Source organism: Neisseria wadsworthii 9715, assembly GCF_000227765.1.
GTDB classification, from domain to species: Bacteria; Pseudomonadota; Gammaproteobacteria; order Burkholderiales; family Neisseriaceae; genus Neisseria; species Neisseria wadsworthii.
Genome location: NZ_JH165159.1, coordinates 1,626,675 through 1,640,608 on the forward strand (window position 1 = coordinate 1,626,675; position 13,934 = coordinate 1,640,608).

At 45.1% G+C, this 13,934-nt stretch carries 12 protein-coding genes and 1 pseudogene; 11 read left to right on the forward strand and 2 right to left on the reverse strand.

Annotated features, from left to right (window positions below):
* Positions 1-25 precede the first annotated feature (25 nt).
* The 6 genes and pseudogenes from HMPREF9370_RS07500 (at position 26) to glyA (ending at position 4,883) form a co-directional block, all read left to right on the forward strand.
* Positions 26-910 carry an NAD(P)H-hydrate dehydratase gene (locus HMPREF9370_RS07500; RefSeq protein WP_009116818.1) on the forward strand — a complete coding sequence of 295 codons (885 nt, stop codon included), beginning with the start codon at positions 26-28 and terminating at the stop codon, positions 908-910.
* 116 nt (positions 911-1,026) lie between these two features.
* Positions 1,027-2,061 (forward strand): phosphoribosylformylglycinamidine cyclo-ligase, encoded by a 1,035-nt coding sequence (purM, locus tag HMPREF9370_RS07505; protein ID WP_009116819.1) that lies wholly within the window; start codon positions 1,027-1,029, stop codon positions 2,059-2,061.
* 83 nt (positions 2,062-2,144) lie between these two features.
* Positions 2,145-2,381 carry a hypothetical protein gene (locus HMPREF9370_RS07510; RefSeq protein ID WP_009116820.1) on the forward strand — a complete coding sequence of 79 codons (237 nt, stop codon included), beginning with the start codon at positions 2,145-2,147 and terminating at the stop codon, positions 2,379-2,381.
* Between the two features lie 57 nt (positions 2,382-2,438).
* The gene (locus HMPREF9370_RS07515) at positions 2,439-2,750 is read left to right on the forward strand and encodes a PhoU domain-containing protein (RefSeq protein WP_009116821.1); all 312 of its coding nucleotides are present in this window, start codon (positions 2,439-2,441) and stop codon (positions 2,748-2,750) included.
* A 111-nt stretch (positions 2,751-2,861) separates the two neighbouring features.
* Positions 2,862-3,478 (forward strand): annotated as a pseudogene (locus tag HMPREF9370_RS11810) (IS30 family transposase); the annotation flags it as partial.
* Positions 3,479-3,632: 154 nt separating this feature from the next.
* Positions 3,633-4,883, forward strand: coding sequence for a serine hydroxymethyltransferase (glyA, locus tag HMPREF9370_RS07525; protein WP_009116824.1), 1,251 nt, complete (start codon positions 3,633-3,635; stop codon positions 4,881-4,883).
* A 117-nt stretch (positions 4,884-5,000) separates the two neighbouring features.
* Here the strand turns inward: glyA and HMPREF9370_RS07530 are convergent, their stop codons facing one another.
* Together HMPREF9370_RS07530 and lon are read right to left on the reverse strand one after the other, a co-directional pair.
* On the reverse strand, positions 5,001-5,288 hold the full coding sequence (locus tag HMPREF9370_RS07530) for an HU family DNA-binding protein (protein ID WP_483406993.1): 288 nt from the start codon (positions 5,286-5,288) through the stop codon (positions 5,001-5,003).
* A 199-nt stretch (positions 5,289-5,487) separates the two neighbouring features.
* Positions 5,488-7,941: an endopeptidase La gene (lon, locus tag HMPREF9370_RS07535; protein WP_009116826.1), complete on the reverse strand. Its 2,454-nt coding sequence runs from the start codon at positions 7,939-7,941 to the stop codon at positions 5,488-5,490.
* 273 nt (positions 7,942-8,214) lie between these two features.
* Here lon and HMPREF9370_RS07540 point away from each other — a divergent pair, with 273 nt between their 5' ends.
* From HMPREF9370_RS07540 to HMPREF9370_RS07560, 5 genes are all read left to right on the forward strand, one after another.
* Entirely contained in the window at positions 8,215-8,484 is a 270-nt protein-coding gene (locus HMPREF9370_RS07540) for an HP0495 family protein (protein WP_009116828.1), read from the forward strand.
* Entirely contained in the window at positions 8,484-9,089 is a 606-nt protein-coding gene (gene lipB / locus HMPREF9370_RS07545; protein ID WP_009116829.1) for a lipoyl(octanoyl) transferase LipB, read from the forward strand. Before HMPREF9370_RS07540 ends, lipB begins: the two co-directional genes overlap by 1 nt.
* A gap of 107 nt (positions 9,090-9,196) precedes the next feature.
* On the forward strand, positions 9,197-10,174 hold the full coding sequence (lipA, locus tag HMPREF9370_RS07550) for a lipoyl synthase (RefSeq protein WP_009116830.1): 978 nt from the start codon (positions 9,197-9,199) through the stop codon (positions 10,172-10,174).
* A 70-nt stretch (positions 10,175-10,244) separates the two neighbouring features.
* On the forward strand, positions 10,245-11,993 hold the full coding sequence (locus HMPREF9370_RS07555) for a hypothetical protein (RefSeq protein ID WP_244963437.1): 1,749 nt from the start codon (positions 10,245-10,247) through the stop codon (positions 11,991-11,993).
* Between the two features lie 46 nt (positions 11,994-12,039).
* Positions 12,040-13,884 (forward strand): AAA family ATPase, encoded by a 1,845-nt coding sequence (locus HMPREF9370_RS07560; RefSeq protein ID WP_009116832.1) that lies wholly within the window; start codon positions 12,040-12,042, stop codon positions 13,882-13,884.
* Positions 13,885-13,934 lie beyond the last annotated feature (50 nt).

The following is a 13,934-nucleotide window of genomic DNA, read 5'->3' on the forward strand; positions in this document are numbered from 1 at the left end:
ATACTCATTTTTCCGAGGAGCTGCCATGCCGGAACTTTACCATACCGACCTCACCCGCTTTACCGAATCGGCCAAACAATTCCCCAATATTTTCAAAGCCCGCGCGGTAGACAGCCACAAAGGCACCCACGGCACGCTGGGCATCGTCGGCGGCGCGGCAGGCATGAGCGGCGCCGTAGTGCTGGCCGCCGAAGCCGCGATTTACAGCGGCTGCGGTAAAGTTTGGGCGGGCTTCAACCAAAGCGCGCTGCCCATGCCGCTGATTCCCGAGCGCCCGGAAATCATGCTTGCCACCGCAGCAACCCTGCAAAAACGCAACGACATCACAGCCTGGGTTATCGGCTGCGGGCTGGATTTGGAAGCATCCGGCACCCTGCTGCTGCACACCCAATTCACTCTCTCACACGACATCCCCCTGCTGCTCGACGCCGACGCGCTCACTCTGGTCGCCCACGATGAAAATTTGGCCGCCACTTGCCGCGAGCACCCCGCGCTCGTGCTCACGCCCCACCCCGCCGAAGCCGCGCGCCTGCTCGGCAGCAGCACGGCCGCCGTACAGGCAGACCGCGTAGCCGCCGTACAATGCCTGTCTGAAAGATTCAACGCAACCGTTGTATTAAAAGGCCGCCACAGCTTGGTTGCCGAACCCGGCGCAGCGCTCTACACCAACACCAGCGGCAACGCAGGGCTGGCCACCGCAGGCAGCGGCGACGTGCTCAGCGGCATCATCGGCGCCCTGCTCGCACAAGGCATTCCAATCGGAGAAGCCGTCCGCGGCGGCGTGTGGCTGCACGGCGCGGCGGCCGATGTACTGCGCGATTCGCAAATCGGCGAAATCGGCATGCTGTCGGGCGAGCTTGCACCGGCGGCACGCTGGCTGCGCAACCGTCTGGTTGCCGCACTTGCTTAAAGATGCCTGTCTGAAAAATACCCTTCGGCCAAAGCGATTATTAACCAAGCCACAGTTAAAATCGGGTAAAATAAGCCCGATTTTTTTACCCTCATCACCAACTGAAAGAACCCGACATGAGCGATTCATTGAGCTACCGCGACGCAGGCGTGGATATCGACGCAGGCGACCAACTCGTTGAAAACATCAAACCTTTTGCCAAACGCACCATGCGCCCCGAAGTGTTGGGCGATTTGGGCGGCTTCGGCGCACTGGTGGAAATCAGCAAAAAATACCAAAACCCCGTGCTCGTTTCCGGCACCGACGGCGTAGGCACCAAACTGAAACTGGCTTTCGACTGGGACAAACACGACACCGTGGGCATCGACCTCGTGGCCATGAGTGTGAACGATATTCTCGTGCAAGGCGCAGAGCCGCTGTTTTTCCTCGACTACTTCGCCTGCGGCAAACTCGATGTCGCCCGCGCTACCGACGTGATTAAAGGCATTGCCCAAGGCTGTGAAGAATCCGACTGCGCCCTCATCGGCGGCGAAACCGCCGAAATGCCCGGCATGTATCCCGAAGGCGAATACGACTTGGCCGGCTTCGCCGTGGGCGTGGTGGAAAAAGACCAAGTGATCAACGGCCGCAGCATCGTACCCGGCGACATCGTGCTGGGCTTGGCTTCCAACGGCGCACATTCCAACGGCTATTCATTGGTACGCAAAATCATCGAGCGCGACCAGCCCGATTTGGACGCACCGTTCGACGGCAACAAAACCCTGCGCCAAGCCATCATCGCACCCACGCGCCTGTATGTAAAACCGATTCTCGCCGCGCTGAAACAGTTCACCATCAAAGGCATGGCGCACATCACCGGCGGCGGCATCACCGAAAACGTACCGCGCGTGCTGCCCGAAAACACCGTTGCCCAAATCGACGCCGAAGCATGGGAAATGCCCAAGCTGTTCCAATGGCTGCAACAAACCGGCAATGTGGCGCAACAAGAAATGTACCGCACCTTCAACTGCGGCATCGGCATGGTGGTCATCATCGCCAAAGAAGATGCCGACGCAGTGCAGAAATTCTTGGCCGAACAAGGCGAAACCGTTTACCGCTTGGGCGAAATCCGCGCACGTAACGGCGACGAACACCAAACCCAAGTGGCCTAACATCAGGCTTAGTTCACTAAACAGAGGCCGTCTGAAAACACCTTTTCAGACGGCCTTACCTTCAAATCCAAACCATTAAACCCATGAACATCATCGAAAAACAAGCCTTAAAATTCATCCTCAAACACACGCAGGAAACGCATCAGCAGGAAATGTCCGACTACGTTCAAACCCATTGGGCGCGCTACCGTGCAGGCGAAATCAATCTGCAAGAAGCCAAAACGCTGGCCAAACAAACCCGCCCGATGCTGAAGCCCGAAAGCGTGGCCGAATTGACCGAGTTTGTGAAAACATGGTCTAAGCGGTTGAATTTCAAATAAAGAGGCGTTATCCCGCCAGCAATCTGCCTAAATTTACCGTTGTCAAATTTGTGTCATATGGCAGAACACATTTCATCTCATTTCAATCAAGAGCTGGAAACCGTGCGCACCGAAGTAATGCGCATGGGCGGCTTGGTGGAGCAGCGGCTGCAAACCGTTTTAAATGCAATGGCCGGCACCGATGCCGTGATGCTGACCTCCGTTATCGAAGGTGATGGAGCCATCAACGATTTGGAAATCGCCATAGACGACGCCTGCCGCACCATCATCGCCCGCCGCCAGCCCGCCGCCGGAGCAGGTAAAAGCCGATTTAAGCAAATGATTTCAAGCGGCGGATTATGCAGCCTTCGGGCTGCTTTTTTCATTTGATGCCGTCTGAAAAATGTTTCAGACAAACATTTCTCCATTGCTGTCATATAGTTGAAACAAAGTCCGCTTAAACTTGCCGCTATAGTCAATCCACTTACACGATAACGATTCAGAATAGCCGGCAAACCTTACTGTAAACAGTACGGCAGCACATGAACCAGAGGAAAAGCACCCGGCCGTGTCGGCATAGAAAACCGACCCGCCATCGTTGACCAAAAATCCCGTATCGGCGATTGGGAAGCCGACACCATCGTCGGTAAAGATCAAAAAAGCGCATTATTGATTTTGGTTGAGCGGGTTACCCGCTACACCATCATCTGCAAGTTGAAAAACTTCAAAGCCAAAGACACTGCCAACGCCGTCATCAAGGTATTGAAGGCGCATAAAGCCAGAGTCCATACCATTACCATGGATAACGGCAAAGAATTCTACCAACACATCCGAATAGCCTTTGCCGCCCCTACCATTCTTGGGAGAAAGGGCTGAATGAAAATACTAACGGACTCATCCGCCAATATTTCCCCAAACAAACGGATTTCCGCAACATCAGCCATCGGGAGATACGCAGGGTTCAAGATGAACTGAACCACCGGCCAAGAAAAACACTTGGCTATGAAACGCCAAGTGTTTTATTCTTAAACCGGTTCCGACCATTACTGCCTGAGTATTGCACTCGAAATTCGAATCCAAGCCTGTCTGAAAAATTTTCAGATAGGCATTTTGTTTAACAAAGCCGAAGCAAGGTTTATTCAGTTGCATTGTTGACAATCTATATAGAAAGATTCAGAATCCAGCGCATTGCTGCGTCTTGTGCTGCGAAGCCTGGGCATGCATTTCTGCATCGGATTTCTTTTGTAATTTTTTTTAAGAAAAGGAACAAAAATGTTCTCAAAAAGTATCACCATTGAAAAATATGATCCTGAACTGGCGGCGGCGATGGCCGACGAAGTGCAACGCCAGCAAGACCATATCGAATTGATTGCATCGGAAAACTATGTAAGTTGCGCCGTGATGGAAGCGCAAGGCAGCCAGTTAACCAATAAATATGCAGAAGGCTATCCGGGCAAGCGTTATTACGGCGGCTGCGAGTTTGTGGATGTGGCCGAGCAATTGGCTATCGACCGCGTGAAAAAGCTGTTTAGTGCCGAATATGCCAACGTTCAGCCTCATTCGGGTTCACAAGCAAACCAAGCTGTTTATGCTTCGGTATTGAAACCGGGCGATACCATTTTGGGCATGAGCTTGGCGCACGGCGGCCATCTTACCCATGGCGCTTCTGTTAACATTTCAGGCAAGCTTTATAACGCAGTTACATACGGCTTGGATGAAAACGAAGTGTTGGATTATGCAGAGGTTGAGCGTTTGGCATTGGAGCATAAGCCGAAAATGATTGTGGCCGGTGCATCTGCTTATGCTTTGCAAATTGATTGGGCAAAATTCCGTGAGATTGCCGATAAAGTGGGCGCTTACCTGTTTGTTGATATGGCACACTATGCAGGCTTGGTAGCAGGCGGCGAGTATCCGAACCCCGTGCCATTCGCTGACTTTGTTACCACCACTACCCACAAAACCCTGCGTGGTCCGCGCGGCGGTGTGATTTTGTGTCGCGACAACACGCACGAAAAAGCCCTGAATTCAGCCATTTTCCCTAGCCTGCAAGGCGGCCCGCTGATGCATGTGATTGCGGCAAAAGCCGTAGCGTTTAAAGAAGCTCTGGAGCCTGAATTTAAAGAATATGCCAAGCAGGTGAAAGTGAACGCTTCTGCAATGGCGGAAGAATTGGTTAAACGAGGCTTGCGTATTATTTCCGGCCGCACCGAGAGCCATGTGTTTCTAGTTGATTTGCGCGCCAAAAACATTACCGGCAAAGCAGCCGAAGAAGCTTTAGGCAAAGCGCATATCACCATCAATAAAAATGCGATTCCAAACGACCCGGAAAAACCTTTTGTTACTTCCGGCATCCGCGTAGGCACCGCAGCCATCACCACCCGCGGATTCAAAGAAGCCGATGCGCGCGAATTGGCCAATTTGCTAGCTGATGTGTTGGAAAACCCTGAAGATACCGCCACACTGGAGCGTGTTGCATCAGCTGCCAAGGCTTTGTGCGACAAATATCCGGTTTACGGTGCTTAATTTTTTGAGAAAAGCAAAATGCCTGTCTGAAACTTTTCAGACAGGCATTGTTTTTAAAAATATATAAAAAAATCAGGCGGGTATATACCTGCCTGATTGATGTTACTTTAACTGATATTACAGCGCATCTTTCAAAGCTTTGCCTGCACGGAATTTCGGGGTTTTTGCAGCAGCAATAGTCAAAGGCTCGCCGGTTTTGGGGTTGCGGCCTTGACGTTCAGCGCGTTCGCCAACGTAGAAAGTACCAAAACCTACCAAAGTTACAGTATCGCCTTTTTTCAATGCATTGGTTACAGCATTCATCATACCGTCCAAAGCTTTGGTTGCGGCGGCTTTAGAAATATCAGCTTCTTGAGCAATTGCTTCGATCAATTCAGACTTGTTCACAGTTAAGTCCCTTTCTATCGTTGTAAATTTATGAAACCCTCAAGCGGTTGGTTAATCTGCTGAGAATGTAGCGCGTTAATGAAAGATACGGTTTTCTTGCATTTGCGCCTTTATAGCAAGTATAAAAAGCAGGTGTCAAGCGAAAAGGTATGAATGGTAAGGCCTGTCTGCGCTTTGGACCGTTTACATCCGACCTTTACAACACATTTTACTTTTTTTAATGTTGCGTTGCTTTCGCGCTTGACTTAGTGCGTCGCCTTGTTTTAGGCAAAGAAGGCGCCTCAATCGGCTCAACGGGCGATGTCACGCCGCTTTCAGGCTGGCGTTCCAAGCCTAAAGCTAATACTTCATCTATCCATTTTACAGGATGAATCTGCAAACCTTCTTTTACATTTTGCGGAATCTCTTCCAAGTCTTTAACATTTCCATGAGGAATCAAGACATGTTGGATACCGCCGCGCAAGGCTGCCAAAAGTTTTTCTTTTAAGCCGCCAATCGGTAACACTTCACCGCGCAAAGTAATTTCACCGGTCATCGCAACGTCGGCACGCACAGGAATGCCGGTAAAAGCCGAAACCATGGCCAAAGTCATGGCAATACCCGCACTCGGCCCGTCTTTCGGCGTAGCACCTTCGGGAACGTGAACATGCACATCGTTTTTCTCGTAGAAATCCGGTGCGATTCCCAAAGCCTCTGCACGTGAGCGCACAACCGTCCAAGCAGCGGAAATCGATTCTTGCATCACATCGCCAAGCTTGCCGGTGCGTACAATATTTCCTTTGCCTTTCATTACGGCAGCTTCGATGGTCAGCAATTCGCCGCCTACTTCAGTCCAAGCCAAGCCGGTAACTTGACCAATGCGGTTTTCACTTTCTGCTACCCCGTAGTCAAATCGGCGCACGCCTAGATAATCATGCAGGTTTTTGTCGCTGACAACGATGGTTTTAGGCTTGGTTTTGCGGGTTTTGGTTTTCTGAGCATCTTCTTTCAACTGCACACTCATAACCACTTTGCGGCAGATTTTGGCAATCTCGCGATCAAGTGAACGCACACCTGCTTCACGTGTGTAGTAGCGAACAATATCTCTTACAGCGCTGTTTTGAATTTCTACCTCGCCTTCCTTAACGCCGTTACGTTTCATCTGTTTGGGAATCAGATATTGCATGGCAATATTGATTTTCTCATCTTCGGTATAACCGGAAAGACGGATGATTTCCATACGGTCGAGCAGGGCAGGAGGAATGTTCAGGCTGTTGGAAGTGGCAATGAACATCACATCGCTTAAGTCAAAATCTACTTCAACAAAGTGGTCGGCAAATGAGTTGTTTTGTTCCGGGTCGAGCACTTCCAGCAATGCGCTTGCCGGATCACCACGAAAATCATTGCCGAGCTTGTCGATTTCGTCCAACAGGAAAAGCGGATTTTTTACCTCTGCTTTAATCATGTTTTGAATGATTTTGCCTGGCATCGAGCCGATATAGGTGCGGCGGTGACCACGGATTTCGCTTTCATCGCGTACGCCGCCTAAAGCCATACGCACATATTTACGGCCGGTAGCTTTAGCGATTGACTCGCCAAGTGAGGTTTTGCCGACCCCGGGCGGGCCTACCAAGCATAGAATCGGGCCTTTGAGCTTGTCGGTACGTTTTTGTACGGCTAAATACTCAAGAATACGTTCTTTAACTTTTTCCAAGCCGTAATGGTCTTCGTTTAAAACCAAGTCAGCCTTGGCAATATCTTTGATAACACGGTTTTTTTTCTTCCACGGCAGTTCGAGCAAGGTGTCAATATAGTTGCGCACTACAGTAGATTCGGCCGACATCGGCGGCATCATTTTGAGCTTTTTAAGTTCAGACAGGCATTTGTCTTCTGCTTCTTTGCTCATACCGGCAGTTTTGATTTTGTTTTCCAAAGCTTCCAGTTCGCCGCGCTCGTCTTCTTCACCCAATTCTTTTTGAATTGCTTTAACTTGCTCGTTGAGATAATACTCGCGCTGTGATTTTTCCATTTGGCGTTTTACACGGCCGCGAATGCGTTTTTCAACTTGCAGAATATCCAGTTCAGCTTCCAGCTGACCCAGCAGGAACTCCATGCGTTCGATGATGTCTGCTTTTTCCAGAATCATTTGGCGAAATTCCAACTTCAATTGAAGGTGGGCGGCAATGGTGTCTACCAAGCGGCCGTTGTCTTCAATGCTGTGGATGGTGCTTACGATTTCAGCCGGAATTTTTTTATTGGATTTTGTAAATTGATCGAATTGCGACAAAATCGCACGGCGCAATGCTTCTGCATCGGCATTTTTGCTTTCTTTTTCTTCAATATTTTCGGTTTGCGCTGAGAAATAGTTTTTTCCGGTTTGCACGGAAACTGCGCGCGCACGGCGGATGCCTTCAACCAAAACTTTAACGGTTCCGTCTGGTAATTTTAATACTTGTAATACGTTGGCTAATGTACCGACTTGGTACAGATTATCAACCGATGGATCTTCATCGTTCGGGTCACGTTGTGCCAGCAGAAATACGGGGGAATCGTTTTCCATTGCAGCTTCCAGTGCGGCGATGGATTTTTGTCTGCCTACAAACAGTGGAAGTACCATGTGTGGATAAATCACTACGTCACGCAGTGGTAGGAGGGGCAGGGTGCCGTAATCCTCGAATTGTTTGTTTGCCATAATTGAATTCTGCTTTCTTTAAAAACTTACTTGATGAGCGTGAAATTGGGCCGGTAAATTTGTTTTTCAAGAGATTTTGAATAGATTGTTTTAAGAGGGATTTATGAAAGGGGTGCGTGGATTGAAAATAGCTTTTGCGTTAAAATGTGAGATTCGATTTTCAGACAGGCATTCAGTATAGCTTAAAAAGCGAATGGCGGTGTTTTTTATTTTAATCACGCGGTAATCATCCTTATATATGCCTGTCTGAAAAGTAAGTTTAGGAATGTAACAATGTCTGATGAAAAAAAAACGCTGATCGAGTTCCCTTGTAAGTTCCCTTTGAAAATCATGGGCGCTAAACATCCGGAATTTCCTGCCGAGGTGATTAAGGCAGTCAAAGTGCATGCACCGGATGCGAGCGAAGAACATTTACAATACCGTGAAAGCTCGAGCGGCAACTACACAGGGCTGACGTTGCCGGTGAATGTGGAAAATCAAGAGCAGCTCGATAATATTTATCGTGCACTCACTTCCCATCCTATGGTGAAAGTGGTTTTATAATGAAAATCTTGCACTTAGGGTTGGCCGATTATCTGCCGACTTTTGAGGCGATGAAAAAATTTAATGATTCGCGTACCGAAAGCACCGAAGATGAGCTTTGGGTGGTGGAGCATCCGCCAGTGTTCACGCAAGGTTTGGCAGGAAAGCCCGAGCATCTATTGGTTCAAGATGATATTCCTGTGGTGCAAATCGACAGAGGCGGACAAATTACTTACCATGGGCCCGGGCAATTGGTGGTTTATACCATGATTGATTTCAAACGCCGTAAAACAAGTGTTCGCCATATCGTTACGGCTTTGGAAAACAGTATTGTTGATACGCTGGCAGCTTATGGAATCAAAGCCTCAGCCGATCCTAAAAGACCGGGGGTGTATGTTGAAGGAAAAAAAATTGCTTCTTTAGGCTTGAGAATTAAAAACGGCTCGGTTTACCACGGATTAGCGCTTAATATAAATATGGATTTAAATCCGTTTACCCATATTAACCCTTGCGGCTATGCGGGCTTGGAAATGGTGCAAATGGCCGATTTCCTTAAGCCTTGCCCTTCTGTTGCCGAAGTTGCAGCAAAGTTGACCTCTAATTTGCAAGAAAAATTAGCAATCTAGATAGAATCATACTTCTATTTGAATTTTAATGGCATTATAGTGCATCAAAATATAGCTTATAGATTAATTTAAAGCTACCTCAAGAGAATTGCGAAAGAATACCTGAAATGAATAATGAAATGTCCACCAAACTTGATAATGCCCAAGGCGTAAAACACAAAGGTGCAGCTAAAACCGCACGTATTCCGATTAAAGTAGTGCCTTTGGAAGAAAAACTCAAAAAGCCTGAGTGGATTCGGGCCAAATTGCCCAATAATAAAAAGTTCTTCGAAATCAAGAATATTCTTCGTGATCAAAAAATGCATACGGTGTGCGAAGAAGCAAGTTGCCCGAATATCGGCGAATGCTTTAGTAAAGGTACGGCCACTTTTATGATTATGGGCGATATTTGTACCCGGCGCTGTCCTTTTTGTGATGTAGGTCACGGTAGACCGAATCCTTTGGATGCTGATGAACCTAAAAACTTGGCCGAGTCGGTTGCGGCAATGAATTTGCGCTATGTTGTGATCACTTCCGTGGATAGAGACGATTTGCGCGATGGTGGCGCGCAGCATTTTGCAGACTGCATTCAGGCCATACGCGAACGAAGCCCGAATACCAAAATTGAAATTCTGGTGCCCGATTTCCGCGGTCGTTTAGATATAGCACTGCAAATTCTCGCACAAACACCACCAGATGTGATGAACCACAATCTGGAAACCCATCCCCGTTTGTATAAACAAGCCCGCCCGGGATCAGACTACAAGCATTCACTTGAATTGCTTCGCCGCTATAAAGAAATGATGCCTCATATTCCCACCAAGTCAGGTATTATGGTGGGTTTGGGGGAAACTGATGAAGAAGTACGTGAAATCATGCGGGATATGCGGGCGCACAATATTGAAATGATTACAGTAGGCCAATACCTGCAACCGAGTGACGGCCATTTGCCGGTGCTGCGTTATGTAACGCCCCAACAATTTAAAGAGTTTGAAAAAGAAGCTTATGAGATGGGTTTCACCAATGCTGCGATTGGCGCAATGGTAAGGTCAAGTTACCATGCTGACGAACAAGCTGAACACGCTTGGAAAAATTGTGAATTCTAACAATAAATGCTACTGAACATCGCTCTTTGGTGCTATACATCGATAAATGGTGCTGACATGGAATAACAAAATGCCGGTGACCCAGATTAAAGAATTTCCCAACGACGGAAGAGTTTGGAGAATTGATTGGTTCGGAGCGGTACGAAAAAACGATAACGTACCTACGGAACCGACCATTGACGTTTATCTCAGACCTGTATCAGTAACAGACAAAGAGTCTATTGCTGATTTTGGTTGGTCAAATAAAGAGAGAATATGTTGTCCTGTTGGTGTTGGACAGCTGCCGCTACTTACTATCGGATCTCTATGGGAAAATGGTAAATTATTGGATCACCAAATTATTGTGCCTAGTAATCTACCGAATGTTAACATAACTGAAGATTCTGTACGTTTGATTGAAGCAGGGCATAAAGATGAAACTGGTTATATCATCAATAAAGCTGCCTTTGATATTGGCGGTTTCAAAAATGGATTATCTGCAAGATGTTTGGCTATTGCGTCTGATGAAGATCCCTACTCAATCATTATTCCCGTTGCCGAAGTTATTCGTTTTTATTACGTTATTTCAACCAATTTGGCCAAAATTGCTTTTTTGGGGTCATATGAAACTAATTTCGATCAAATCATCGGTGAACGATGCGGTTTTGATTCAAAAACCAAGATTCTCATAATCCATTTACGACAATGGCTTTACGATAATGAGGGATGGGTTTTGGGTAGGATTTTAAGGGACAAAAATGCACAGCAGGGATTTTTCCAAATTCATCGTTCGTTAGTCAAACAATTAGCGGGCAAGTATCATCAGCCGATGCCGGAAACTAATTTCCCGTTTCAAGGAAAAACAGACTGGGCTGCACGCTGCCTAAGTTTTAGGAGCGGAGAAAGGGTTCGTACCTTAGTCTTAGAATTATTGCGTTGTGCTGCTCCCTTTCCTTTTTCTAATTTGGTGGTTATCAGAGACAATGATGGCAGGCAAGCATCTCCAGAAACTGATCTCCCGGAAGCAAATAAACGTCCTTATCTAAGGAACCAGGGATTAAAATCTGGTACTTCAAAAAAACTGCATAGCATAGAAGAACCCGTGCAGAATATGAAAAGAATGGTTATTGACTATATAAAAGAACGTTTTGGAGATCTTCGGAATAAAAAACTCATAAAGCTTGAAAAAGAGTTTTGTAATTATAGAAAAACAGACTTACTGCTTTCGCCGCCATCTGAATCGACCACAGCATTGGGAACCGGAGACGGTACACTAGGACAGTCCAAAACTGCCCCCGTTTCAATCTCTGTTAATGTTGGGAAAAAAACTGGCATCGCTCAAAAGCTACGTTCTCACAGTCGTTCCGAAGCTCTGCCTGCTACCTTTGAAAATATGATGGCCGCCGTCCGATATTTATCAGAGAACTATCAAGATAAAGGTGTTACGACAAAAGTATGGCCGACCCTATATATGCCGTTAACTTCTAATCGTAGCAGCCAATGGTCTTATTTAGATACTTCTGCAACAACAACCAACCTAGTCAAAACTCCAAGAAGAGTTTTAATTGCCGAACTCAAGATAGGTAATATGCTATTTTGGTTGGTGGAGTTTGAACAGAGAGAATCAGAATCTCTAACTGCTGCTATGATATATGGAGCAAGTTCGATGAAGGCTGAAGAAATAAAAAAAATCTTGCATTTGCTTGCTAAGTCAAAAGGAATTTGGAAAAATATTTCAACAAACGGAAAGTTTCATATCAGGTCTATGAAGCATAGTTGGCCTAGCATTGAGGAGTATGCTTTATCTATCTATAAAATCTGTTCAACAATTTCCGGTTAAAATATCCTGGAGCTATCTTTATCAAAGTTAAGTTGAGAATAATAAAATGAAACTAAAAAAAATATCTTTCGATGAAAAAGGATTTCGTAAGTTAAAGAATATTGAAATTCCCATTGCTCCGTATATTACAGCAATTGCAGGACATAATGGCATTGGAAAATCTACTATATTAGGTTTGATTGCTAACTGCTCTGGACTTTCTAAAGGGGAGAAAAGTTTTTTCGGAAAAGTATTTCAATCTAATTTTCAAGAAGCTTTCCATTTGGACTACTTTCAAGATTATGACAACTACCATATAAATGGGACTAAAAAAGCAGATACGCCTAAGGTTACCGTTCAATATCATGTCGAGACAAACCAAGATGGCAGCTTTATTGAACTCAATAAAATATGTGCAGTAAGTATACAAAAACATGCTATCAAGGAGCGGCTCTATAAAAATCATATGATTAAGGTGCCGGAAGATAAGCATATAGATCCAAATCATTCTCTTGATTTAGAAGATTTTGATAACAATTCATTATCTTCATCTTCTGAACCACTAATTAATATCTGGCGGCTACGTATTATTCCACGAACACAACAATTACCTAATACTCCAGAGATAGAGGTGTTGGATGAAAAACTTAAAGGAGCTGGTAAAATGCCAATTCCTACCCTGTACTTGGGAATGAGTAGAATGACACCTATTGGTGAGTTTGATGCGGAACTTATCGATAAAAAAACCATTAGAAAAATGAATGGAGAAGACAAAAACTTTATTGTTAATTCTTTTAAAGATGTATTGTATTTTGATGAATCTGATAATGAAATTACAGCTCACTCTTTTTCGAGCTCTAAAAAAAGCTCATATCTCCCTTCTTTTCCATATCATTCTTTTACAGTTTCGTTGGGACAAGATTCACTTAGCTCAATAGTGACTGCCTTAGCTTCATTCAACTATTTAAAAAGAACCTCCCCTCAAACTTATAGTGGAGGTATTTTGGTAATTGATGAGGTTGACGCTGGACTACACCCTAGAGCCCAAGAAAAACTGATAAATTTACTTCATACACAAGCTAGGAAACTTAATCTTCAAATTATCTTAACCACACATTCATTAACTGTCATTAAAACTATCCTGTCCAAAAACGAACATCCAGGAGAGAAGGTAAATGATGTTGTTTACTTACAAGACTCAAACTTTCCTAGGATTATGGAAAATCCCACATATACAAAAATTAAAAATGATATGCTTGTGTTAGCCCCTCTTGAAGATAAGCCAGAAACAATAAAGCTTTATTTTGAAGATGATGAAGCATTATTTTTCTTTAAACAGATATTAAAATACAAAAATATCATTCATGATAAAGACTACTTTGGGAAAGAGCTGGAACTGATCAGCTTAAGTGTCGGATGTAATATTTTATTGGATCTACATAAAGGAGATTCATATTTTCAAAGTGTTATTTTAATTCCAGATAATGATGTTTTCTCTAGTGAGTCCAATCGAAAAACAATTGAAGAAAACCCAAATATATGTCCATTGCCAAATGACTCCACTTTCACTGACAACACAAGACATACTGAACGCAATCCGGAGATGATTCTATATCGTTTCTTGCAAAGAAAGCTTGAAGGACATAATGATAACTTCTGGAAACAGATGCCTGGTGCCTATACAAGCGACTATGTTAGAGACAGGGTTATTACTCTAACATCAAATTCTAATCGGGATGAGAATAAAAAATGGTTTCAAGATAATGTGAATTTTATTGAAAAAAGTGGCATCATTGAAAAGTGGTGCGGAGAAAATGAAAAACAAGTAGATATGTTTTTAGAGAGGATTGTTGAAGCAGTAAATATTGTTTCATGTTCTAAAAGTTACCGTCAAAATCAGCTGGCCAAATAGATTAGCTTACTTTATAATCAACAACTAAACAGATAGTAAAAAGGTTTCTC